Source organism: Petrotoga sp. DB-2 (genome assembly GCF_054051725.1).
Genome location: NZ_JBSVZD010000030.1, coordinates 1 through 24,034, shown reverse-complemented (window position 1 = coordinate 24,034; position 24,034 = coordinate 1). Strand labels below are relative to the sequence as shown.

General features: G+C 33.0%; 19 protein-coding genes. All 19 read left to right on the top strand.

Annotated elements, in window-relative coordinates; all coding sequences use genetic code 11:
- Positions 1–194, top strand: a 194-nt coding sequence (locus tag ACW9JY_RS08805) for a hypothetical protein (protein ID WP_457284068.1), incomplete at its 5' end; no start/stop codon positions are given.
- Positions 195–211: 17 nt separating this feature from the next.
- On the top strand, positions 212–1,168 hold the full coding sequence (locus ACW9JY_RS08800) for an Rpn family recombination-promoting nuclease/putative transposase (RefSeq protein ID WP_457284067.1): 957 nt from the start codon (positions 212–214) through the stop codon (positions 1,166–1,168).
- A 241-nt stretch (positions 1,169–1,409) separates the two neighbouring features.
- On the top strand, positions 1,410–3,746 hold the full coding sequence (locus ACW9JY_RS08795; protein WP_457284066.1) for a DNA methyltransferase: 2,337 nt from the start codon (positions 1,410–1,412) through the stop codon (positions 3,744–3,746).
- Positions 3,743–6,685, top strand: a complete 2,943-nt coding sequence (locus ACW9JY_RS08790; protein ID WP_457284065.1) for a DEAD/DEAH box helicase family protein — start codon at positions 3,743–3,745, stop codon at positions 6,683–6,685. The genes ACW9JY_RS08795 and ACW9JY_RS08790 overlap by 4 nt, the downstream gene beginning before the upstream one ends.
- A 112-nt stretch (positions 6,686–6,797) precedes the next feature.
- Entirely contained in the window at positions 6,798–7,802 is a 1,005-nt protein-coding gene (locus ACW9JY_RS08785; protein ID WP_457284064.1) for an ABC transporter ATP-binding protein, read from the top strand.
- Between the two features lie 87 nt (positions 7,803–7,889).
- The gene (locus ACW9JY_RS08780; RefSeq protein WP_457284063.1) at positions 7,890–11,348 is read left to right on the top strand and encodes an SNF2-related protein; all 3,459 of its coding nucleotides are present in this window, start codon (positions 7,890–7,892) and stop codon (positions 11,346–11,348) included.
- Between the two features lie 45 nt (positions 11,349–11,393).
- A complete protein-coding gene (locus tag ACW9JY_RS08775; RefSeq protein WP_457284062.1) occupies positions 11,394–12,812 on the top strand; it encodes an MFS transporter in 1,419 nt (472 codons plus the stop codon).
- Positions 12,813–13,377: 565 nt separating this feature from the next.
- The gene (gene dhaK / locus ACW9JY_RS08770; protein ID WP_457284061.1) at positions 13,378–14,370 is read left to right on the top strand and encodes a dihydroxyacetone kinase subunit DhaK; all 993 of its coding nucleotides are present in this window, start codon (positions 13,378–13,380) and stop codon (positions 14,368–14,370) included.
- A 90-nt stretch (positions 14,371–14,460) separates the two neighbouring features.
- Positions 14,461–14,586 carry a hypothetical protein gene (locus ACW9JY_RS08765; protein WP_457284060.1) on the top strand — a complete coding sequence of 42 codons (126 nt, stop codon included), beginning with the start codon at positions 14,461–14,463 and terminating at the stop codon, positions 14,584–14,586.
- The gene (gene dhaL / locus ACW9JY_RS08760; RefSeq protein ID WP_457284059.1) at positions 14,570–15,220 is read left to right on the top strand and encodes a dihydroxyacetone kinase subunit DhaL; all 651 of its coding nucleotides are present in this window, start codon (positions 14,570–14,572) and stop codon (positions 15,218–15,220) included. Before ACW9JY_RS08765 ends, dhaL begins: the two co-directional genes overlap by 17 nt.
- Positions 15,221–15,224: 4 nt before the next feature.
- Positions 15,225–15,620, top strand: a complete 396-nt coding sequence (dhaM, locus tag ACW9JY_RS08755; protein WP_457284058.1) for a dihydroxyacetone kinase phosphoryl donor subunit DhaM — start codon at positions 15,225–15,227, stop codon at positions 15,618–15,620.
- A gap of 82 nt (positions 15,621–15,702) precedes the next feature.
- A complete protein-coding gene (locus ACW9JY_RS08750; protein ID WP_457284057.1) occupies positions 15,703–15,990 on the top strand; it encodes an HPr family phosphocarrier protein in 288 nt (95 codons plus the stop codon).
- Between the two features lie 6 nt (positions 15,991–15,996).
- On the top strand, positions 15,997–17,706 hold the full coding sequence (gene ptsP / locus ACW9JY_RS08745) for a phosphoenolpyruvate--protein phosphotransferase (RefSeq protein ID WP_457284069.1): 1,710 nt from the start codon (positions 15,997–15,999) through the stop codon (positions 17,704–17,706).
- A 513-nt stretch (positions 17,707–18,219) separates the two neighbouring features.
- Positions 18,220–18,942, top strand: coding sequence for an MIP/aquaporin family protein (locus tag ACW9JY_RS08740; protein ID WP_457284056.1), 723 nt, complete (start codon positions 18,220–18,222; stop codon positions 18,940–18,942).
- 111 nt (positions 18,943–19,053) lie between these two features.
- On the top strand, positions 19,054–20,550 hold the full coding sequence (gene glpK, locus ACW9JY_RS08735) for a glycerol kinase GlpK (protein ID WP_457284055.1): 1,497 nt from the start codon (positions 19,054–19,056) through the stop codon (positions 20,548–20,550).
- Positions 20,551–20,718: 168 nt separating this feature from the next.
- On the top strand, positions 20,719–22,146 hold the full coding sequence (locus tag ACW9JY_RS08730; RefSeq protein ID WP_457284054.1) for an FAD-dependent oxidoreductase: 1,428 nt from the start codon (positions 20,719–20,721) through the stop codon (positions 22,144–22,146).
- Positions 22,143–23,360 carry an NAD(P)/FAD-dependent oxidoreductase gene (locus ACW9JY_RS08725; RefSeq protein ID WP_457284053.1) on the top strand — a complete coding sequence of 406 codons (1,218 nt, stop codon included), beginning with the start codon at positions 22,143–22,145 and terminating at the stop codon, positions 23,358–23,360. Before ACW9JY_RS08730 ends, ACW9JY_RS08725 begins: the two co-directional genes overlap by 4 nt.
- Positions 23,347–23,739 carry a DUF1667 domain-containing protein gene (locus tag ACW9JY_RS08720; RefSeq protein ID WP_457284052.1) on the top strand — a complete coding sequence of 131 codons (393 nt, stop codon included), beginning with the start codon at positions 23,347–23,349 and terminating at the stop codon, positions 23,737–23,739. The genes ACW9JY_RS08725 and ACW9JY_RS08720 overlap by 14 nt, the downstream gene beginning before the upstream one ends.
- Before the next feature lie 31 nt (positions 23,740–23,770).
- Positions 23,771–24,001, top strand: a complete 231-nt coding sequence (locus tag ACW9JY_RS08715) for a glycerol-3-phosphate responsive antiterminator (protein WP_457284051.1) — start codon at positions 23,771–23,773, stop codon at positions 23,999–24,001.
- The last annotated feature ends 33 nt before the right edge of the window (positions 24,002–24,034 follow it).

Here is a 24,034-nt window from a genome sequence, read left to right as displayed (position 1 = left end):
TTTGTTCTATGAGGAGTGATATCTTTTTTTATCCCTTTTGTCAAGTATCTCATCAACCATTTTTATTATACAGCCGTTATAAAAGGCAATTTGTCAAAATTTCTACAATCATTAGTATAGTTAAACAAATAAATGGTATAATTAATTTTGAACAAACAAAATCTATAGCACAACGCGAGGCAAAAGATGAGTGAATTAAACAATCCACACGATGCTTTCTTCAAAAAACATTTTGGTAAAAAAAATAGCTCAAAATTTCTTAGAAAATTACTTACCTACTGAGATTACCAAAGTACTAGACTTAAATTATTTAACCAAAGAAGACAAAAGCTATGTGGATGAAGATTTAAAAGAAAGCCACTCAGACATGTTGTACAAAACGAGAATAAATGGAAAAGATGGATACATATACATTCTCTTTGAACACAAAAGCTACAATGATCCGCGTGTACTTCTACAACTTTTAAAATACATACTCAGAATATGGGAAGAAAAATACAACACTAAAACGAACAAATTACCTATAATAATACCACTAGTAATATACAATGGAGAAAACAAGTGGAATATAGAAACTAAACTAATAAATCTCATAGAAGGAATAGAAGAGTTGCCAGAAATAATGAAACAATACATACCTACTTACCAATATGAGATATATGATTTCTCACCGGAAGAAAAATTAGGAATAGTAGGGTTAGCAAATTTAAAGGCGATATTACAAACGACAAGAGTGGCAAGAGTAAAAACAGGAGAAAAGTTTGATGAAGAATTAAGAAGGGCATTTGAATTTCTTATTGGGATAAAAGACAAAAAGACGTTTAATGAATTATTTGAATCTTGTATGTTGTATTTAATGTATACAAGGGACGATATAAACATAGAAAAGGTAAAAGAAGTAGCGAAAAAGGTAATGGATGAAAGGGGTGAATTGATAATGACGATAGCAGAAAAGTTGAAGAATGAAGGTAAACTTGAAGGTGAAAGAAAAGGAAAACTTGAAGGTGAAAAAGATTTTGCAATTAGAATATTAAGCAAAAGGTTCGGTAACCAATTAACTGAAGAGATAAAAGAGAAAATAAGAAAAGCCAATGAGAAGTCGATAGATTACATAGGAGATAACTTGTTGGAAATAACCATAGAAGAGCTAAAAGAGTTATTGAAATAGTTGTAATAGGATGATCCGTTGCTCATCGGAAGTAACTATACTATGATTGTGTCGTTGAAGATATCACTCCTTTTTTATGAGGAGTGATATCTTTTTTTAAGTATTTCACTAATAATTTTTTATAATAAAGTAGCTTAATGTTATAATTTATAAAAAGAACATAAAAAGTACATAAAAGAAATCTGTTAAAAGCTTAGAATAGTAAAGTTAATTACCGTTAAAATTAAAAGGAGCGAGCAATATGACTAAAGAAGAAATTAAATTTTTCGATGCATTAGAAGACATTTTTGTTGGGGCAAAGGTAGAAGGAGAATCAGGATATATTAATTTAATGAGAATCAAATCAAATTACTACAAAAAGGGAGTATTTCCACAACTTAAAAAAGATATAGATGATGCCTTAAAACCATTTCCTAAGTTCAGGGGAGAATTATTTGATAAACTTTATACATTCTTCAATCGCTACTTCTCTGAAACAGGTTCAATCTACTTCAGGTACACACCATTTCATCAAAATGTCTACGAAAAGGTATATACAGACGATAAAGATGTTATCTTATTCTGGAAAACACACATGCTGTATTATGTTAAAACAGATAGATTATTCAAAAATTTAGAAGTAGAAATAGACAAGTACAAGTATTATTTTGATGTTTCGACATTAGAGCATAAAAAAGCGAATGAAAAAAGAGAAATAATATACGAGTTTAAAGAAAGAAGAAACGATGGAGTAATTGTTTTCAATGTATTATACTCGGAAAGAGGAAGAAAAACAAAGATCGTTGACATTTTAAGATCCCTGAAAAAAGAAGGGATAACAACAACTGAAGAGGAGTTAAATAAAGCCTTCAGAGTCTTTGAAAAACAAAATGAAGTAGATTACTTTATAAACAAGAATGCAAAAGAATTTTTGAAAGAACAGTTCAATATTTGGTTATATCAGTATGTCTTTTCTGGAGAGAGTGAATGGACAGAAGAAAGAATAAAAGAATTGCAAGTACTAAAAGACATAGCCTTTAAGATAATAGATTTCATTTCACAATTTGAAGATGAGTTAGTAAAAATATGGAACAAGCCCAAGTTTGTTTTAAATTCTAATTATGTGATAACTTTAGATAGGATAGCCGAGAAGGATATAGAAATTGTAGAAAAGATAATGAACCATGAAAAATTTGAAGAACAAGTAGAAGAATGGAAAGAGTTAGGGATTATTGATACTGAGTTTAACAAAAATAATATTTTAGAAAACATTATAACAGGGAAACAATTAACTGAGAAGTATAAACATCTCCCAATTGACACTAAATATTTCAAAGATTTAGAACTCAAGATTTTAGGTCTTTTTGATGATTTAGATAATTCCTTAGATGGTTGGCTTATAAAGAGTGAAAACTATCAAGCACTGAACACACTTCTTCCTAAATTCAAAGAAAAAGTACAGACAATATATATTGATCCACCGTTTAATACTGGAAGAGAATTTGATTATATGGATAAATTCTTGGATTCTTCTTGGCTAACATTACTTGAAAATAGATTATCCCTTGCACATAGTTTTATTAGAAAAAAAGGGAATATTTTTTTGCATCTAGATCATAATGCAGATTATCTTGGAAGAAATTTACTAAACTTAATTTTTGGTAAAGAAAATTTTGAGAACGAGATCATCTGGTATTATCCAGACAATTTTCAAGGAAACGTTAAAAGATTCCCGATAAACCACAACAACATTTTATTCTATTCAAAATCAACAGAATCAATTTTTAATCGTATTAATGAAAAACTCGATAAACCTATTAAAAGACCAACTCGTGTATGGGATAGTGATTCTGGAAAATTGAAAGTAAAAAGGGATGATAAAGAAAAAATAATTTACAAAGAGTATGAAGATAAATTTATCGATGATGTATGGCAAATTGCTCAAAGGTCAACAGTAGTTTCTTCTAATAAAGAATATTGGCCATTTAATACACAGAAACCGGAATTATTATTAAAGAGATTTATTGAATGTTCTTCTGACAAAAATCATTTAGTTTTGGACTTTTTCCTGGGCAGTGGCACAACCACAGCCGTTGCCCACAAACTTGGCAGAAAATGGCTTGGTGTTGAGATGGGAGAGCATTTTTACAGTGTAGTTTTACCAAGAATGAAAAAAGTTTTGGCTTATGATAAATCTGGTATTTCAAAAGAAAAAGATGTGAAAGAAAAGTACAATCAAAATAATGCAGGTGGCTTTTTTAAATACTACGAACTTGAGCAATATGAAGACACATTAAGAAGGGTAAAATATGAAGATTCAACACTCTTTGATAATCCGTATGAAGATCCATACAATCAATATGTTTTTATGAAAGACTTAAAGATGCTCCAAGCTCTTGAGATTGATTATGAAAACAATAAAGTAAAAGTAGATTTATCTAAGCTATATAAAAATATAGACATCGCAGAAACATTATCTAACTTAACCGGCAAATGGATAAAGAAGATTCACTCGGACTACGTGGAATTTGAAGATGGTGAGAAAATAAATTTAAAAGACTTGGATTATAAGCTTATAAAACCTCTGATTTGGTGGTGAACAGGTTGGAAACATTATTACAAGATATAATAGAAAATATACAATTTGAAGAGCTATCGGTTACGTGGAATACTTTTGATTTTGAAGGGTTTTCAGAAAGCAAAACTCTTTGGGATTATCAACAAAATGCAGTAAGAAATGCTATCAAGGTATTATGGAAGTATTTTGAGGATTTTGTAGATTATCAAAATAACGAAAGTTTGGAGATGAACAAAGTAAGAAAAGAAAAGCTTTTTAATTGGTACAAAGACAATGGCCTGGATAGTGATTTTGATTTTAAATTGACAAATAGAAGCAACTACAAACTTTTAACAGAATATTACCCTCAAGTAGATGATAACAGGATCTCTTATGAGAACTTTATCAATCGTATGAGTTTTTGGATGGCTACTGGAAGTGGTAAAACGCTTGTTATCATAAAACTAATTCAAATTTTATCAGAATTAATTAACAGGAAGGAGATCCCTCCACACGATATTCTCGTTTTAACCCATAGGGATGATTTGATAGAGCAGCTTAAAAAACATGTGGATGAATTTAATAGATCTAACGAAAATAACATATATTTGCATGAGTTAAAAGAATACTCTGAGATAAAGCGAAATCCTCAATTATTTGGGACAAGCATTTTTTATTACAGATCTGATAATTTAAGTGACGAGCAAAAAGATAAGATTATAGATTTCAAAAACTATGACAACGATGGAAAATGGTACATCTTTTTAGACGAAGCTCATAAAGGAGATAAAGAAGATTCCAAAAGGCAACATATTTATTCTATTATGTCAAGAAATGGATTTTTGTTTAATTCTTCAGCAACGTTCATAGATCCAAGAGATATAGTTACATGTGCTTATGAATTTAATCTTTCAAGTTTCATAAACGCAGGATATGGTAAGCATTTGAGCATTTTAAAACAAGAGATAAGGGCATTTAAAAACGATAAAGAAGATTACAACAAGGAAGAAAAACAAAAGATAGTTTTGAAATCATTGATTCTTCTAACTTATGTGAAAAAGTTTTATGAAGAAATTACCCATGTCCAAGCTGGGTTATACCATAAACCGTTACTTTTAACATTAGTTAATTCTGTTAATACTAAAGATGCAGATCTCAAATTATTTTTTAGAGAACTTGAAAAAGTAGCAGTTGGAGAAATTGATCTTGAAATTCTAAAAGTGGCTATTGAGGAGCTTTGGGAAGAGTTACGCAAAGAACCACACTGTATGTTTGAAAAAGACCAAAAAATAAAGATAGAAGAATCCACACTAAAGAGTATAACAAAAGAAGAAATATTAAAATATGTATTTAATTCAACCGTTCATGGGGAAATTGAAATAATAATTAGACAGTCCAATAACCAAGAGTTAGCCTTTAAATTGAAAACAAGCGATACGCCGTTTGCATTAATAAAAATAGGAAATATATCTGAATGGTTAAAAAGTGAGTTAGTAGGATATGAATTCCAGGAAAGATACGAAGGTGAAAGTTATTTTGAAAATCTGAATAAGGAAGAATCTGATATTAACATTCTTATGGGATCTCGAAGTTTTTACGAAGGTTGGGATTCCAACAGACCTAATGTAATTAATTTTATAAACATAGGAACTGATAAGAGTGCAAAGAAATTTATTCTTCAATCTATTGGTAGAGGTGTGAGAATAGAACCTATAAGAAATAAGAGGAAAAGAATATTGCAACTATACAATGCCAAAGAAATAGATCAAGAAGTGTTCGAAGCAATTAAAAACAAGGTTTTACCAATAGAGACTCTATTTATCTTTGGAACGAATAGAAAAGCTTTAGAAACAGTTGTTCAAGAGTTAGAACAAGAAAGAAAAAAAGATGGCGAGAATCAGCTTACACTTTTTGAAAATGACAAAATCAAAAAGAAAGATTTACTTGTACCAATCTACAAACAATCAAAAGTGCCTATTTTAGAAAGGAAAGAACAGATAAAATTTGAAATTTCTTCTGAAGATCTTGAGTTATTATCTAAATTAGGTGAGTTTATTACCGATGATAGAGTGTTTCTAATGAGATACGAAACGGAACCAAAGAAAATAAAATTTTTGAGGGGAAGTCTAAAAGAACGAAGCAATTTTAATATCAAAGAGAAAACCATTAAAAATGTAGATTTGCTTGTTCAAAGGTTTTTTAATTATCTTAACCTTGCTCCGAAAGACTTTCAGGGCCTCAAAGAATTAGATGAAGAAATAAATCATTTTAAGGAAATCAGGGTGTATTTGAGAGATATTTACGAGATACAAAATAAGATTGAAAAAGTTAAAAACTCTACGAAGTTTATGAAAGAAGTAGAAGAACAATATGGAGAAATACCGCAGGAAGAATATTTAAAAAAAGTGAAAAGTATAAGTGAGGAGGAAGAATTCGAAAGTGGAGGTCAACGAATCAAAATAAAGTATATTCCTAATCACTATTACGTTCCACTCATACTATCTGAAGATGAAAAAATAAAGTATATAAACCATATTATAAAAGTACCAAGTGAAGTAAAGTTTATAAGCGATCTTGAAAATTATTTGAAAAGAGAAAACAATAAGTTCAAAGAATTCGATTGGTGGTTTTTTAGTAAATTAGATGAAAGTTTAGATGAAATCTATATTCCATATTATAATCCCAACATAAATAAAATGAGTAAATTTTATCCTGATTTTATTTTCTGGCTAAAAAGAAGAAATAACTATTATGTTCTTTTTGTGGATCCAAAAGGAACTGAGCATTCAAGCGCTTATAGAAAAATCGATTGGTATAAAAAATTATTCGAAGAAAATGGCAAAGAGAAAGTTTTCGAATATAACGAATTCAATGTGAAAATAAAACTATTAATGAAACCAGAAGATCCTGCTAAAGTGCTTTCGGAGTATAATAAATACTGGTTTGATAATATTGAAAACATGTTGAATTCTTTAATGTAGAGCTAGTTCCACGTTTTGCCTTCACATTAAACTTAAATTAAATATGTTATAATTTCAGTGAAAAAGTGACCTCACTTTTTGCTCTATTACTTGGCAAAGGAGGTGAAAAATAATGGTTGAAGTAACCAATGATGTTTCTTTAAAGGTTGAAAATCTAAACTCCCAAGTAGGTGAATTCAGGTTAAAAAATATCTCCTTTGAATTACCAGTTGGAGAAGTTTTATCTATTTTAGGGCCTTCAGGTTCGGGTAAGACGGTATTATTAAGAACTCTTGCAGGTTTGAATAAAACTGAATCTGGAGCAATTATCTTTGGAGACGAGAGGATAGAGAAGTATTCCCCAAGAGACAGGAAGGTTGGTTTTGTCTTTCAAAACTATGCCATTTTCCCTCATTTAGATACAAAATTGAATTTAGGTTTCCCTTTGTACATTGGTGGAAAAAAGAAAAAAGAAGTGTATAAGATAGCGATAAAAGCGGCAGAAGAGTTGGATGGTTTACCGAATTATTTAGAAATAAAGCCCGATGAATTGCCTGAAGGTATTAAACAGTTGATCGCCTTTGGGAGAGAGAAATTACACGATTGTAGGTTGTTACTCCTTGATGAACCACTAAGTCAGTTGGATAGAAAGCTTCACGTAGAAATGAGAGCTTTGCTCAAAAGATTTATAAAAGAATTAGGTAAAACTACGATAGCAGTTTTCAGTGATCCCGAAGATGCTTTGTCGGTAAGTGATTATCTTGCTATACTGGATGACGGAGAGCTTTTACAGTTTGGAGAAACCTTCGATGTTTACCAGAACCCATCAAACTTAAAAGTTATGGAACTTACTTCCAGATTAGGATTGAACACAATAGACGTTGAAATCAAAGGTGGCAACGTATTAAATAAATTAAAAGTGGATAAAGAAGATGGTAATTACAAATTATGCTTTAGACCTGAAGAAATAGCCATTAAAGAAGAAGGATTCGAGGTTCAAACAGTAGAAAGTCATATCTACGACTCTTCTCATAATTTGGTAGAATGCGATTTCCATGGAAAGCCAATCAGACTCTTGGTACATAAAAATGTACCTGAGAAGTTTAATTTTATCCCAACTAATCCTAAATATTATTGATCATAATCTAAACCAAGGGATTTTGGAGGTTGCTCTCCAAAATCCCTTCTTAAAAAGTAATTACGAAGGAAGGCAGAAAAAAGAAAAATGGGAGGAAAATACGTTTTTGGAAGAAGTTGGTGGGGCAAAAAATGGGTTGAGGCCTTGGAAAATATCGACAGGGACACTAATAGGTTGCCCCGCGGTAGAAGCTACGCAAAAAAAGAGGCGGTTTTGGAGATTAAAATTCAAAAAAACTCTGTAATATCAGCAAGGGTTCAAGGTACGAGACCGAATCCCTATAGAGAAAAGATAGCTTTGCCTGTTTTTACGGAAGAAGAGAAAGAAAAAATTAAAAAAATTCTAAGCGAAAGATTAGACCTTTCTGCTATGTTAATTGGTGGGAACCTTCCCGAAGAACTTTTAGATATTACCAAAGATATGGGAATAAAGTTGTTCCCGCAAAGTTGGAACGAGATAGAGGCACATTGTTCATGTCCTGATTGGGCAAATCCTTGCAAACATTTGGCAGCCGTTTACTATATAATAGCCGATGAGATAGACAAAGACCCTTTTTTGATCTTCGAAATGCACGGCATGAAAAAGAAAGATTTGATAGAAATCGCTAAAGAGACAGAAAAAATTTCTGATTCTATCTTTACAGATAAAAAGGAAGAACCTACCCAACCGATGGAACAACCAGATCCTTCGTATGAAAAATATGAGATAGAAAAGGTTATAAACCTACTACCTGATGAAGCCTATTTTTATGATGGAAAAAACTTTAAAAACCTTCTATTGAGTATGTACAATTACTTATCGAAAGCTATAAGCGAAGAAGATGGGAAGGTAGATGAAAGGTTTAACCCATATTTCAAAGAGACAGAGATAAAATTTATTTATTCTCCCATTACTCCCAATATTATTTTAGAAGGTGAACCGTTAGAAGAATTAGAATGTAAAAAAGAAAATGGCAATTATACGGTGCATTACGAAGATTTATTTGATTTATTTGAATCGATACCTCTTATGGAAACCGATGAGGACAGTGAAGCATCACTATTTTTAAAAAGATTGGTTTCTTTCGTATACAAGCTTATCGATATGAAAGCATTTATCCCCACTCCACAAAAGATTAACGAAGAAGACTTCGTTATCGATTACTCACCTGTTTACTTTAACGATTATATAAAGGATTACGTTAATTATTTGAGTTCTATCGTTCCAGTGGATCTAGTAATCAACGAAAAAGGTCAGTACATGAAAAGGGACAAGATTGTTGAATACCTTGTATCCCAGTACATCAAATATCTTATAAAAAAGTATTACAAAACAGAAGTGAAGAATAAAATAACCGATGTGTTCTTTGAATCCAAGGTATACACCGCCCAAAAGTTTGAAGAAAAAAGAACCTTCGAAAGTATAAAAAACTATCTTGAACCTTTACTTTTGAGGCAAAGCAAGTATCAATTAGTTATAAGTATAGAGGATATGGGAGAGTTGTTTTTCAACCTATCACTCGATATCTACAGAAAAGATGAGCCTTTTGATACTTACCAAGATATAAAAACTTTCTTTGAGAGTCAAGAAGATGGAAAGTCAGAGGTCTTGAAAGAGATAGTAACTATTGCAAAATACGCGGAATTCTTTGGCGAGTTTTTAAAGAAGAAAAGTTCTAAAATAGTGGTCAATACGGAACAGTTATCGGAAATAATGATAAATGCCATGCCCATATTAAAACTTCTGAACGTTGAAATACTAGCTCCAAAAGGACTTCAAAAGGTTTCAAGGCCAAAACTCGTTTTAAAAGCAAACTCTACAGGCAGTCATGTATCCTTTTTATCTTTGTCCAAGCTCATACGATTCAATTACACCGTACTCATAGGAGATTCAGAAATTTCACTTGAAGAGTTCGAAAAGTTGGCAAAAAAATCAAAAGGGATAGTTAAGATAAAAGAAAATTACGTGTTTTTAGGTGCCAATGAGTTTGAGTCTATTATGGAAAAGGTCAAGAATATAAACTTAACCTCAGACTTTGAAACTCTGAAAGTTATACTTTCACAAGAGATGAACGGTCTCCCCGTGATATTGGATAACAATCTTCAAAAGTTTTTAGAAGAGTTGAGAAAAGTTTCTCCAGTAAGGTTGCCAAAAAATCTTAATGCGGAGTTAAGGCATTATCAGAAAACTGGATTCAGATGGTTGTACACGAATTTAGGAAAAGGTTTCAACGTCTGTATAGCAGATGATATGGGGTTGGGTAAAACGGTTCAAGTTATTTCTGTAATTCTCAAAATGAAAGAAGAAAAAGCTTTAGAGAATCCGGTTTTAGTGGTTTGTCCAACGACACTTGTTGGAAATTGGTACAAAGAGTGTGAAAAATTTGCACCTACTTTGAATGTAAGTATTTACCATGGAAGTGATAGGAAGTTTGAGAATAATTCTGATGTAATTATAACGACTTACAGTGTTGTGAGAAACGACGTTGAATTTCTAACAAAAAAAGAATTTTCAATGGTTGTTATAGACGAAGCACAAAACATAAAAAACTCAGATACACAACAAACCAAAGCGGTAAAAGCTCTCCACGCTCCAAAGAGGATCGCAATGACAGGGACCCCCATAGAAAACAGATTAACCGAGTTATGGAGCTTATACGATTTCCTTATGTCTGGATATTTGGGTGGAAAGAATCGTTTTATAGAAACCTTCGCAAAACCTATTGAAAAATATGGGGATACAACAGCAACCAAAAGATTACAAAGTTTGATAAACCCATTTTTGATAAGAAGAATTAAAACTGATAAAAATATCATTAAAGACCTTCCAGAAAAGTTCACATACGACGAATATGTTTACTTAAAGCCATCACAAATTGCACTTTACAAAGAAGTTGTTGAACACGTAGAAGAAGAGTTGGAAAAGATGGAAGCTGACGGCATACAAAGAAAAGGATTAATACTTAAAATGTTGACCTCACTCAAACAGATCTGCAATCATCCTGTTAACTACACTAAAAAAGGAGTTCCTTTACCGGATGATTCTGGTAAAACAGAGAAATTATTGGACCTACTTCAAAATATTGTAGACAACAACGAAAAAGTAGTACTTTTCACACAATACAAAGAGATGGGAGATATATTAACGAAGATACTTACAGATAACATTAAGATAGAACCTCTATTTTTTCATGGAGGGCTCAACAGAAAAAAGAGAGACAAAATGATCGGCGACTTTCAAACAAAGCATAGATATCCGATTATGATCTTGTCTTTAAAAGCTGGGGGTACTGGATTAAATTTAACATCTGCAAACCACGTTATACATTATGATCTCTGGTGGAATCCGGCAGTGGAAAGTCAGGCAACAGATAGAACTTTCAGGATTGGTCAAACAAAAGACGTGATAGTTCACAGATTCATCACCTTAGAAACATTTGAAGAGAAAATAAACGAGATGCTAGAAAAAAAGAAAGAGTTATCTGAAAATATCATAAAAACGGGAGAAAGTTGGATAACTGAGTTATCCAACCAGGAGATAAAGAACTTATTTAAATTGGGTAATTAAGGTTTAAAAATCTTTTCTTATTAATTCCATAAAGGAGATGGAAAAGTGAAAAGTGAAAAACTACCTTTGAAAACTAAGTTATTCTATGCGTCGGGGGATATTTTTGGTGGTGGTGCTTTCAACATAATAAATTTTTTCTACGCTATATTCCTTACCGATGTCATTGGTCTGAAAATGCAGTATATTGCTCCCATTCTTTTGATTGGTAAGATTTGGGATGCCGTTACAGATCCTTTGATGGGATTCATTACAGATAATACAAGAACTAGGTTTGGCAGAAGAAGACCTTACTTGTTGGCAGGAACCTTTTTGGTCTTTATATCTTTTTTCATTCTTTGGTATCCGGCAAGTTTTCCTAATCAATTGGGGAAATTCATTTACGCACTAATTGCATACATAGCTTTTACAACCGTTTATACAATGGTTATGACTCCTTACACTGCTTTAGGGGCAGAACTAACCTTAGATTACCATGAAAGAACATCTTTAAATTCCTATAGGCTTGCATTTTCATTGGCGGCAGGGCTGGTTTGTGCAGTGCTTCCAATGTTAATAGTGAATGCTTTTTCTGATATCAGAACAGGTTATATAATGATGGCAATAACCTTTGGCTTGATCTTTTCAATTCCATGGATAGGTGTTTTTCTATTCACCAAGGAAAGAAAAGAATTCTCTAAAGAAAAAAGTACCTTCAACTTTTTCAATATGTTTTTTGAACCTTTTAAAATCAAGAGTTTTCGGCTCCTTATTGCTATGTATCTTTTTGCATATTTATCGATAGATGTAGTCTCAACTATCTTTGCCTATTATACTAAGTATTATATTGGAAATGAAGGCCTACTTCCCATAGCGTTAGGTGCTCTTTTCATAACCGAAATTGTTTTTATCCCATTTTATGCCTTTATTGCTAAAAAGACATCCAAAAATATCTCATATATTTTAGGTGCATTAGTATGGTGTGTTGCGGGATTCATTCTTTTTACGTTGCCTCCTGATGTAACTATGTCCCACATAATTTTAATGGCGGCAACAATAGGAGCGGGAGTTTCAGGGGTTGCAGTTATGCCTCATACTATATTTGGGGATGTAACCGATGTTGCTGAATTAAAATTCGGTAAAAGAGAAGAGGGTACTTTAAGTGGTTTGATGACGTTTGTGAGAAAAGTGGCATCTGGCTTGGCAGTTGCAGGGGTTACCTTTTCATTGGGGCTATCAGGATTTGTTAACCCAATAGACGGAGTAGAACAGCTTCAACCTGAGAGTTTTTTGTTTGCGTTGAGATTTATAATCTCTTTCGTTCCGATAATTTTATTGGTTTTAGGAATAATTGCGGCTGCTAGATATCCTTTAAATCCTCGAAGACATGAAAAATTAAGAGAATATCTAGAGGCAAAAAGAGAGAATGAAACAATAAAAGAAGAATTAGAAAAAGAAATAATTGAATTAAAAAAAGAATTGATTTGAGTAAAAAAGGTTATAGCCAGTTTTTATAAATTATAAAAAGAAAGAAAAACTAAGTATTTAGTAGATAAATGTCTCTAATCGATGATAAATGACTGTAATTGGTCGGAAATGGTTATAATTGACATTGACAATATAAAAACTTTAATATATAATTAATTCGAAAGTTCCTAAATTATGAAAATTGTAAAATAATGAAACATTGAAATTAGGTTTAAGACTTAAAGTTAATAAAAGCGATAAGGTGGAGAAGAAGAGAAAACCTTAGTAAATATTGATATATTGCGGAATGAGTAGCGGCTCGAAGCAATATATAGATATGTTTATTAAGGTTTTTTGTTTTGAAGTGAAAATGTTAAGTAAAAGTAATGAATATTGAAATTATTTTCTTTGCGCGTAAAGAAAAGTTTCAATGAAGTAGGAAGTGTCATGTTTTAACGGAATTAGTATCATTAACTGTTTCACTATTGATAATGCTTCCTAAAGCAAGTTTTAAATGAAAATAAAATTCACTTTAAAATTTTCAGAGTGAGCAAGATAAAATAAATAATTTAAGGGGGTAATAAAGATGAAGAAAAAACTGATTAACGATCCAGAAAATGTAGTAGTAGAAATGATTGAAGGAATAGTTAAGGCGAAACCTTCAAAACTAAGAAAACTTGATAATTACAATGTAGTAGTTAGAAAGGATGCTCCATTAGAGAAAGTTGCACTTGTTAGCGGTGGTGGCAGTGGACATGAACCCGCTCATGCAGGCTATGTGGGTGAAGGAATGCTAGATGCAGCTGTAGCAGGAGATGTATTTACTTCTCCAACACCAGATGCAATATTTGAAGCAATCAAGACTGTAAATGGTGGGAAAGGAGTTTTGCTAATTGTTAAAAACTATACGGGTGATGTAATGAATTTTGAAATGGCTGAGGATATGGCTGTAGCAGAAGGAATCGAAGTTGCACATGTAGTTGTAAATGATGACGTAGCGGTTGAAGATAGTTTGTACACAACGGGACGTAGAGGTGTAGCTGGTACAATATTCGTTCATAAGATTGCTGGAGCTAAAGCTGCTGCCGGTGCCGAGCTTTCTGAAGTTAAAAAAGCTGCAGAAAAAGTTATCTCTAATGTCAGAACTAAGGGAATGGCTTTATATCCATGTAGAGTTCCTTCTGCCGAAGAACCCACTTTTAAACTAGAGGAAGATGAAATGGAGCTAGGAATTGGGATTCATGGAGAACCTGGTACACAAAGAACGAAGGTTAAAAAGGCAGATGAAATAGTAGACGATTTATTAGGTAGTATATTGTCTGACATAAATTTTGAAAACGGTGATGAAGTTGCGTTAATGGTCAACGGTATGGGCGGGACTCCTTTAATGGAGTTATTTATTGCAAATAGACGTGCCCACCAAGTTTTAGAAAATAGAGGTATCAAAGTTTATAAAAACTTCGTTGGTGAGTTTATGACATCGTTGGAAATGGCAGGAATGTCAATAACACTGTTAAAACTTGACCAAGAATTAAAAGAATTATTAGATGCTCCCACTGATATAAATTTGATGAAATGAACCTTATAAACAATTGGGAAAAAATCTTGTGAAAATTGAATAAGTTATCAATAAAGATTACAAAAAGATGTTTATTTTTTTAATTTATAGATGAAAGGAGTAGAGATGTTGTTTGGAGATCCAGTCTCTAAAAATGCCTTTCAGGAGAAGATGAAATTATTAAAGACCATGATAAATTTTAGATATGGAGGACTATCTGATGTCAAAAAAAATTAAGGTCACTTCAGAAAAAATTAAAGATATATTTATAAAAATTGCAGATGTACTCATAGAAAATAAAAATTATTTAACCGAATTAGACGCTGCAATTGGCGATGCAGATCATGGTATAAATATGGCCCGTGGCTTCAAAAAGGTAAAAGAAAAAATCGAGGATGATAGTTTCAAAAATAATAGTGACTTAGTTAAAACTGTTGCAATGACTTTAATATCAACTGTAGGTGGTGCCTCTGGGCCATTATATGGAACTGCTTTTTTAAATATTAGCAAGATTATTCCTGATTCAGATTTTGATATTGATTCTTTCATAAAGATTGGTGAGACCATAATAGAAGGTATTCAAAAACTAGGAAAAGCTCAGCAAGGAGAAAAAACTATGTTAGATACCATTATTCCGGCAGTGAATGCTCTTCGTGAAAGTAAAGTAAAAGGTTTATCTTTAGAAAGAGCTCTTGAAGAATGTAAAAAAGCTGCTGAAGAAGGAATGAAGGCAACAATTCCTTTGCTGGCTACTAAGGGGCGTGCTAGTTATCTAGGTGAAAGGAGTAAAGGGCATCAAGATCCCGGAGCAACTTCGAGCTATTTAATTATAAAAGTAATCGTTGATGAATTAATTTCTGAAATGGAGTGAAAAGATGGTTAGTATTTTGATTGTTTCTCATAGTAAAGAAATAGCAGCAGGTACCAAAAAATTAGCCGAGCAGATGAAACAAGGCGATGTTGAAATATTGGCAGTTGGTGGTACTAAAGAAGGAGAAATAGGTACAGACCCTGATGCAATTTATGCATCATTAAAAAAAATAAATAAAGAAGATGGTGTAATTGTTCTAGCTGATTTAGGTAGTGCCGTGATGAATATAAATATGATAATAGATAGGTTTGATGAAGATACTAAGAAAAAAATAATATTAGCAGACGCTCCAATAGTAGAAGGAGCAATATTTGCTACAGTAGAAGCAAGTATTGGGGAAAAACTTTCCAACATAGTATCTTCAATTGAATCGCCGAACGTTATTAAAAAGAAACAATAGAATTTATATTTAAATTTTTGTTAACCATAAGGTAAGTTTTTTAGAGTTTATAATAACAATAGTGAAAAAGGAATGATTTAATTTGGTTGAAGAAAAAAAAGTAGTGATCAAAAATAAAATTGGGTTGCATGCACGACCTGCTGCGCAGCTTGTACAAAAAGCATCTAAATTTAAATCAAATATCGAAATAATTTTTAATGGAAAGAAAGTGAGTGCAAAAAGCATAATTGGAGTTATGAGTTTAGGTGTTACCCAGGGAAATGAAATAATTTTAAGAGCTGATGGTGAAGATGCCGAAGAAGCTATCAAAGAAATAGAAAAATTTATTACTGTTGAAATGCTTAAAGAGGATAAAGAGGTGGCAAACTAAATGGAAATGAAAGGAATTGCAGCTTCTCCTGGTGTTGTTATCGGTAAAGCATTAATTCTTAAGAAAGAAAAAAGTGATGTCAAAATAGAGACAATATCTGAAGATCGAATAAATGACGAGATTGATAAACTTCATAACGCTATAGAAAAAGCAAAAGAAGAAATAAAAATAATAAAGGATAATATTGGGAAAGAAATTGGCGAGGAGAGAGCTAAAATTTTTGATGCACATATAATGATGCTGAATGATCCTGAGTTAATATCTGCATTTGAAAGTAAAATTAGGGAAGGTAAATGTTCAGCTCCTGCTGCTGTAAAGCAAGTTATTGAACAATATGCAGAGATGTTTGAGGATATGGAAGACGAATATCTCAAAATGCGTGGAGCTGATATAAAAGATATAGGAAAAAGGGTAATAAATATACTTCTAGGTAATAAGGAACTCCCTGACGCATTAGATAAGGAAGTTATAATAGTTGCAGAAGAGTTAAGCCCATCTTCAATTGCACAGTTAGATACCAAAAAAGTTCTTGCTTTTGTAACTAAAGATGGATCAAGGACCTCCCATGCTTCTATAATAGCCAGATCTCTGGGCATACCTGCTGTTGTTGGTTTGGGTGAAACACTTTTAGATAAAGTTCAAAATAATTCTCTTTTGATTGTTGATGGAAATAGTGGTGAAGTTTATTTAGATCCAGATAAAGACACACTGGAAATATATAAACAAAAAATTATTGAATATAAAACCGAACTCGAAAGATTAGCTGTTTATAGTAATAAAAAGGCTAAGACTAAAGATGGAATAGCCATAGAAGTGGTTGGAAACATAGGTAATATTGATGATTTAGAGGCTGTGGTGGTAAATGGTGGGGAAGGGATTGGTTTATTTAGAACTGAGTTTTTGTACATGAATAGAGCAGAAATTCCTTCTGAAGAGGAACAATTTGAAGTATATAAAAAAGTAGCTGAAAAGATGGAGAAAAATCGTGTGGTCATAAGAACACTAGACATTGGCGCTGATAAGGAAGTTGCTTATTTGGATCTACCTAAGGAAATGAATCCGTTTTTAGGTTATAGAGGAATTAGGTTATGTCTTGATAAAACTGATATTTTTAAGTCGCAGTTAAGGGCGATACTTCGTGCAAGTAAATTCGGGAATCTAAGTGTAATGTTTCCAATGATTTCTTCTCTAGACGAAGTTAAGCAAGCTAAAGACATTTTTAACGAAGTTAAAATGGAATTGGATAATGAAAGTTTGGAATATAATGAGAATATAGAAATTGGTATAATGGTTGAAACACCTGCAGCTGTTACGATAGCAGATATCTTGGCAGAAGAAGTAGATTTTTTCAGCATTGGTACTAATGATTTAATTCAATATACACTGGCAGTTGATAGGACAAACGAGAAAATAGCGGATCTTTATTCAGCTTATCATCCCGCAATTTTAAGACTCATTAAGAAAATAATAGACGAAGGACATAAAGCAGGCATATGGGTGGGTATGTGTGGAGAAGCGGCAGGGGATGAACTTTTATTGCCATTTCTTCTTGGCGCAGGTCTAGATGAATTTAGTATGAGTGCACTTTCAATACCAAAGATCAAAGAATCTTTAGAAAAATGGACTAAAAAAGATGCTGAAAAAGAAATGGAAAATATTCTTCAACTAAAAACTACCAGAGAAGTGAAAAATTATCTCCAAAAAGTAAAAAGATAAATTGAATTTTTTATAAAAAGAAAGAAAAACTAAGTATTTAGTAGATAAATGTCTCTAATCGATGATAAATGACTGTAATTGGTCGGAAATGGTTATAATTGACATTGACAATATAAAAACTTTAATATATAATTAATTCGAAAGTTCCTAAATTATGAAAATTGTAAAATAGTGAAACATTGAAATTAGGTTTAAGACTTAAAGTTAATAAAAGCAATAAGGTGGAGAAGAAGAGAAAACCTTAGTAAATATTGATATATTGCGGAGTGAGTAGCGGCTCGAAGCAATATATAGATATATTTATTAAGGTTTTTTGTTTTGAAGTGAAAATGTTAAGTAAAAGTAATGAATATTGAAATTATTTTCTTTGCGCGTAAAGAAAAGTTTCAATGAAGTAGGAAGTGTCATGTTTTAAAAAGTTAGTAGCTGTAATTGCAGTATTAGTACCTTCTGGCGCCAGACATAAGGTAAGTAGGTAAATCTAAAATTAAAATTAAAGAGAGGTGGGTAACAATGGCAAAATATCTTGCTGAATTCTTTGGAACTATGATACTGATATTACTAGGTGATGGTGTAGTGGCAAATGTAGTATTAAAAAAATCAAAAGGCCAAGGTTCGGGATGGATTGTTATAACAACGGGTTGGGGATTTGCGGTTGCGATGGCGGTCTATATAACTGGATGGGTAAGCGGAGCTCATATTAACCCAGCAGTAACTGTTGGTTTGGCAGCAGTTGGTGATTTTCCGTGGTCCTTAGTACCAGGGTATATAATTGCCCAAATCCTAGGAGCTTTTGTTGGAGCTGTATTGGTATATCTTTCTTATAAAGAACATTTTGCTGAAACAGAAAGTGCTGACGATAAGTTAGCGGTTTTTTCGACGATGCCTAACATAAGGAAATTTGGATGGAATTTCGTCACTGAAGCAATAGGTACTGCTATGTTATTAATTGGTGTTTTAGGAATAAATAATGAGTATAATTCAACAGGCGCTTTAGGAGCTCTTCTAATTGGATTTTTGGTTTGGTCTATAGGTTTGAGTTTAGGTGGGCCTACTGGGTATGCCATTAATCCTGCTAGAGATCTTGGACCAAGGATTGCTCATGCTATTTTACCCATACCAGGGAAAAGAGACTCTGACTGGTCTTATGGTTTAGTAATTCCTATTTGGGGGCCAATAGTAGGTGGAATAATTGGTGCATGGGTTTACAAACTATTCTTAGCTGCTTGGATTTAGAAAAACAAAGCTTTCAGAATATAATGAAAGTCTTGAGAAAAGTATTATATTTTTAGTATGTTAGAGTTTTTAAAGAACGTATAAACAAATAATATGTAAGGAGGGTTATTAATGGAAAAATATATTTTATCAATCGATCAAGGTACTACAAGTTCTCGGGCAATAATTTTTGATCATGATGGGAATGTTGTTAGTGTAGCACAGCAAGAGTTTATGCAGTATTATCCTAAACCCGGATGGGTAGAGCATGATCCCAATGAAATTTGGGCAACTACGATGGGAGTTATAGCAGATGCCATGGCCCGAGGGAATATTAACCGTAGTCAGATCAGTGCGATCGGTATAACTAATCAAAGAGAGACAACCGTCATTTGGGATGCAGAAACAGGGAAACCTATTCACAATGCGATCGTTTGGCAAGATAGAAGGACTTCAAAAATTTGCGATAATTTGAAAGAGAAAGGTTTAGAAGAAACAATCAAACATAAGACAGGTCTTATGGTAGATGCTTACTTTTCTGGAACCAAAATTAAATGGATTTTGGACAACGTTGAAGGAGCCAGAGAAAAAGCAGAAGCTGGAAAACTCAGATTCGGAACTATAGATACGTGGTTAATCTGGAAGTTGACAAATGGAAAAGTTCATGTAACTGATTATACTAACGCCTCAAGAACAATGATATACAATATTTTCGAGCTTAAATGGGATGAAGCTCTTCTTAAAGAGTTAGACATTCCTTCTTCCCTTTTGCCAGAGGTAAAACCTTCGAGTCAAATATATGGTAATACCGATGCAGATGTATTTGGCGCAGAAGTACCCATTGCTGGAATAGCAGGGGATCAGCAGGCTGCTACGTTTGGTCAAGTTTGCTACGAGAAAGGTATGGCAAAAAACACATACGGGACTGGTTGTTTCATGTTAATGAACACTGGAGAAAAACCTATTGAATCTAAGCATGGTTTATTAACTACAATAGCTTATGGGATTAACGGGAAGGTTAACTATGCCTTGGAAGGATCCATTTTCGTTACGGGTGCTGCTGTTCAATGGCTTAGAGATGAATTAAAGATAGTTGATAGCGCCGCAGATACAGAATATTATGCAACTAAAGTAAAAGATAATGGTGGTGTCTATGTGGTACCTGCATTCGTAGGACTAGGAGCACCTTATTGGGATATGTATGCAAGGGGTACCATCGTTGGATTAACAAGAGGTTCATCGAAGGCACACATTGTTAGAGCTACTTTGGAATCTATAGCATATCAAACAAGAGATGTTCTTGAAGCGATGGAGGCTGATTCGGGTATAAAACTTAAGACTCTGCGTGTAGATGGTGGTGCCGCATTAAATAATTTCTTAATGCAGTTCCAGTCGGATATTCTTGGAGTAGAGGTAGAAAGACCGGTAGTCAACGAGACGACGGCTTTAGGAGCAGCATATTTAGCAGGTTTGGCTGTCGGATATTGGAATGGTCAAGAAGAATTACTAAGAAAATGGAAACGGGATGCCCTTTTTACTCCTCAAATGGCGGAGGATGAAAGAGAAAGATTGTACGCAGGGTGGAAGAGAGCCGTTGAAAGAGCAAAAAATTGGATTGAAGAAAAATAATCAAATGATAGTAAGCCTGTTAACTTTTATTTAATTTTAACATGTTAGAATATATTGGGAGTAAAAGTTAATAATAAAATGGTGGAGAATAAGAGAAAACCATATCCTAAAGCGAAATTATTTCGTAAAGGGTATGGTTTTTTTATAATATTAGGAGGCTGGTAAAAATTGATAGCGGTTATAGGTGCTGGAATAATAGGAAGTTTAATCGCAAGAGAAATTAACAAATATATAGAAGATGTTTACATATTTGAAGCAAAAAATCGAATTGCTGCAGGAACTACAAAAGGTAATTCTGCTGTAATCCATTGTGGCTATGATGATGAGCCAGGAACTTTGAGAGCAAAATTCTGTTATAAGGGTAATAAATTATACGATGAGATATCACAGGAACTTTCTGTAGAAGTAAAAAGAGTTGGATCACATGTTGTCGCATTGAACGAGGAAGAGTTAAAGGCAATCGATGAGTTGGTAGAAAGAGCAATTAAAAACGGGGTCAAGGAATACGAGATTTTAGATAAGGCAGAACTATTCAAAATGGAACCAAATTTAAATAAAAGTGCTTTAAAATCCTTTTATTGCCCAATAGCAGGTGTGACTGAGCCGTGGGAAACAGTTATTCAGGCTGCAAGATCGGTAGAGATTAACGGAGGAAAAGTTTTAAAAAACAAAAAACTTGTTGAAGTGAAAAAGAAAGATAACAAGTTTGAATTGTTTTTTGAAGATGGAAGCACTTATATAGCTGATTTAGTTATTAACGCCGCAGGATTATATGCAGATGAAGTAGCGAAATTCTTTGGAGATGAAGTTCCTTATATTTTTCCAAGAAAAGGCGAATATATTCTTTTAGGTAAAGATGTGAAATACGTAAATTCAGTTATATTTCCTACTCCTTCCAAAATAACAAAGGGTTGCTTGGTTATGCCAACGGTAGACGGTGGTTATTTAGCTGGTCCTACTGCTCAAAATATAGAATCAAAGCAAGATCTTTCTACGACTCAAGAGGGGCTTTTAGAAGTCAAAGAAAAATCTTTGAGATTGGTTCCAACTTTAGATTTTTCAAGGAATGTAGTTAAAACATTTGCCGGTCTAAGGGCTGAGACAAAAGGAAAAGAGTTTCATATCGATGTAGGGAAAGGGAATGTTATACATGTTTCTGGTATAAGATCCCCTGGCTTAACCGCTGCACCTGCTATTGCTAAGTATGTTGTTGAATATCTTATTCAAGAAAAGTTGCATATTAATTTACAAAAAAGGAAAAATTACATCAATCATATTGAAAAAATTCCACATTTAGCGGAAAAGGATTACGACTATTGGGGAAAAGCCATTCAAGAGGATCCCGATGCTGGAGAAATGATCTGCTATTGTAACAAAATAACAAAAAAGGAGATTAAAGAGGCTATAAAAAACGGTGCAAGAACTTTAGATGATGTTAAATTTGCTACAAGAGCCTCCTTTGGAGAATGTCAAGGAAGTTTTTGCATACCAAAGATATTGAAAATAATTTCCGAAGAGACAGGGTTAAGACCAGAAGAAATACTTCAAAATGAAAAAGGTTCGTGGATAATAAATTCCGAGGTGAGAACAATATGAAATACGAAACAGATGTTGTTGTATTAGGTGGTGGCGGAGGAGGAATGGCCGCTGCTAAGGCTGCAGATAAAAATGGTGCAAACGTTATTCTTATAGAAAGGGAAGAAGAAAACGGTGGAGTTTTAAATCAATGTATTCACAATGGTTTTGGGATACATTATTATAGAAAAGATTTAACCGGTCCAGAATTCAAAGAAACGCTTCAAGAAGAATTAGCCAATACGAATGTAAAAATATTGAACAGTGCCTTTGTGTTGAATGTTAATAAAGATAAACAATTGACTTTTGTGAATCATAAAGGGATACATGAGATAAAAACAAAGGCCTTAGTTATGGCAACAGGGGCAAGAGAAAGACATTTTAATTCACTTGCGGTTCCTGGAGATAGGGTTGCTGGTATTTTTACTGCAGGAGTAGCTCAAAAATACATCAACCTTCAAAATCTCAAGCCAGCTAATAGCGCCTTGATAGTTGGTTCTGGAGATATTGGATTGATAATGGCTCGCAGGCTTCATTTAGAGGGAATAGAAGTAAAAGGTGTTGTAGAAATTTTGCCATATCCAGGTGGGTTGGAAAGAAACGTTCAACAGTGTCTAAGAGATTATAATATCCCATTGTATCTTTCCCATACCGTCACAAGAGTCGAAGGGAATAAGAGATTGAGTAAAGTTTACGTATCTCAAGTTGATGAAAATAGGCAAGTTATTCCAAACACGGAAAAGGTATTTAACGTGGATGCCCTCATAACATCCGTTGGCCTTATACCTTTAACTGATCCTGTGAAATTTGTTGAAACATGCCCCGGATTTATTACATCCAATACGAATCAAACCTCTGAAGATTGGATCTTTGCAGCTGGGAACTGTACAGTTGTGTTTGACTTAGTGGACTATGTTTCAAGAGAAGGGGAAAAAGCTGGTAAATATGCTGCTCTTTATGCACAAAATCAGTACTTTCCTGAACAAAAGGTAAAAGTTAAAAAAGGTAAAAATATAAATATATTGCACCCAATGTATATAGATCCCAACGAAAGAACAAAGTTGTACCTTAGAGTTTCAAAAACTTTCAAAAGAGCAGAAGTTACAGTAGAACCTCTTGGAATTAAGAGGGTGGAAGAAGAAGCCAGACCTTCTGAAATGATCGAAATTTCCATAAAACCATTTAAAGATAAGGATTTGAAAGAGATAGAGGTGAGTGCACGTGAACTCGGTTGAATACAAAAAGAAGAAAATAGTTTGTACACAATGCCCTTTAGGATGTAAAATAAACGTTGTTTATACAGATTCGGATGAAATAGAAATTGTAGAAGTTAAGGGGAACAGATGTGAAAGAGGTTTAGAATTTGTAAAACAAGAAATCACCGATCCCTTAAGAGTGGTTGTAACAAGCGTTAAAGTAGAAGATGGAAAAATTCCAATGGCTTCGGTTAGGTCTGATAAACCTGTCCCGTTAAGACTTATGCAAGATATAATGAAAGTATTAAAAAAGACAAAGGTAAAAGCACCCATCAAAAGAGGGGACGTTGTAATACAAAATATATTAGACACAGGTAGTGATATAATAGCTACTAGAAGTGTCAATAGGAAAAAATAAGAAACAAAAAAGTACCTTAAAAGGAGATAATATGAAAGGTTTATGTAATTTAATCAATAAAAATACGATAATTCCTGCTATCAGAGATTTAAATGACTTAGATGATGCCTTAAAAACTGAATCCCCTATCATTTTTTTGCTTACGGGATCCATATTGATTTTAGAAGATGTTATGCCTGTTGTAAAACAATTTAATAAAAAGTTATTTATCAATATCGATGGTTCTCTTCCAAAAAGTGTGGGTAGAAAAAATGAAATATGAACAAATGATTAAATAATCTGGTATCATGTAAGA

Coding starts and splice junctions, on each gene's coding strand:
- ACW9JY_RS08800 (WP_457284067.1), top strand. CDS start 212: ATGCTTTCTTCAAAAAACATTTTGGTAAAAAAAATAGCTCAAAATTTC.
- ACW9JY_RS08795 (WP_457284066.1), top strand. CDS start 1,410: ATGACTAAAGAAGAAATTAAATTTTTCGATGCATTAGAAGACATTTTT.
- ACW9JY_RS08785 (WP_457284064.1), top strand. CDS start 6,798: ATGGTTGAAGTAACCAATGATGTTTCTTTAAAGGTTGAAAATCTAAAC.
- ACW9JY_RS08780 (WP_457284063.1), top strand. CDS start 7,890: ATGGGAGGAAAATACGTTTTTGGAAGAAGTTGGTGGGGCAAAAAATGG.
- dhaK (WP_457284061.1), top strand. CDS start 13,378: ATGAAGAAAAAACTGATTAACGATCCAGAAAATGTAGTAGTAGAAATG.
- ACW9JY_RS08765 (WP_457284060.1), top strand. CDS start 14,461: ATGAAAGGAGTAGAGATGTTGTTTGGAGATCCAGTCTCTAAAAATGCC.
- dhaL (WP_457284059.1), top strand. CDS start 14,570: ATGTCAAAAAAAATTAAGGTCACTTCAGAAAAAATTAAAGATATATTT.
- dhaM (WP_457284058.1), top strand. CDS start 15,225: ATGGTTAGTATTTTGATTGTTTCTCATAGTAAAGAAATAGCAGCAGGT.
- ptsP (WP_457284069.1), top strand. CDS start 15,997: ATGAAAGGAATTGCAGCTTCTCCTGGTGTTGTTATCGGTAAAGCATTA.
- ACW9JY_RS08740 (WP_457284056.1), top strand. CDS start 18,220: ATGGCAAAATATCTTGCTGAATTCTTTGGAACTATGATACTGATATTA.
- glpK (WP_457284055.1), top strand. CDS start 19,054: ATGGAAAAATATATTTTATCAATCGATCAAGGTACTACAAGTTCTCGG.
- ACW9JY_RS08725 (WP_457284053.1), top strand. CDS start 22,143: ATGAAATACGAAACAGATGTTGTTGTATTAGGTGGTGGCGGAGGAGGA.
- ACW9JY_RS08715 (WP_457284051.1), top strand. CDS start 23,771: ATGAAAGGTTTATGTAATTTAATCAATAAAAATACGATAATTCCTGCT.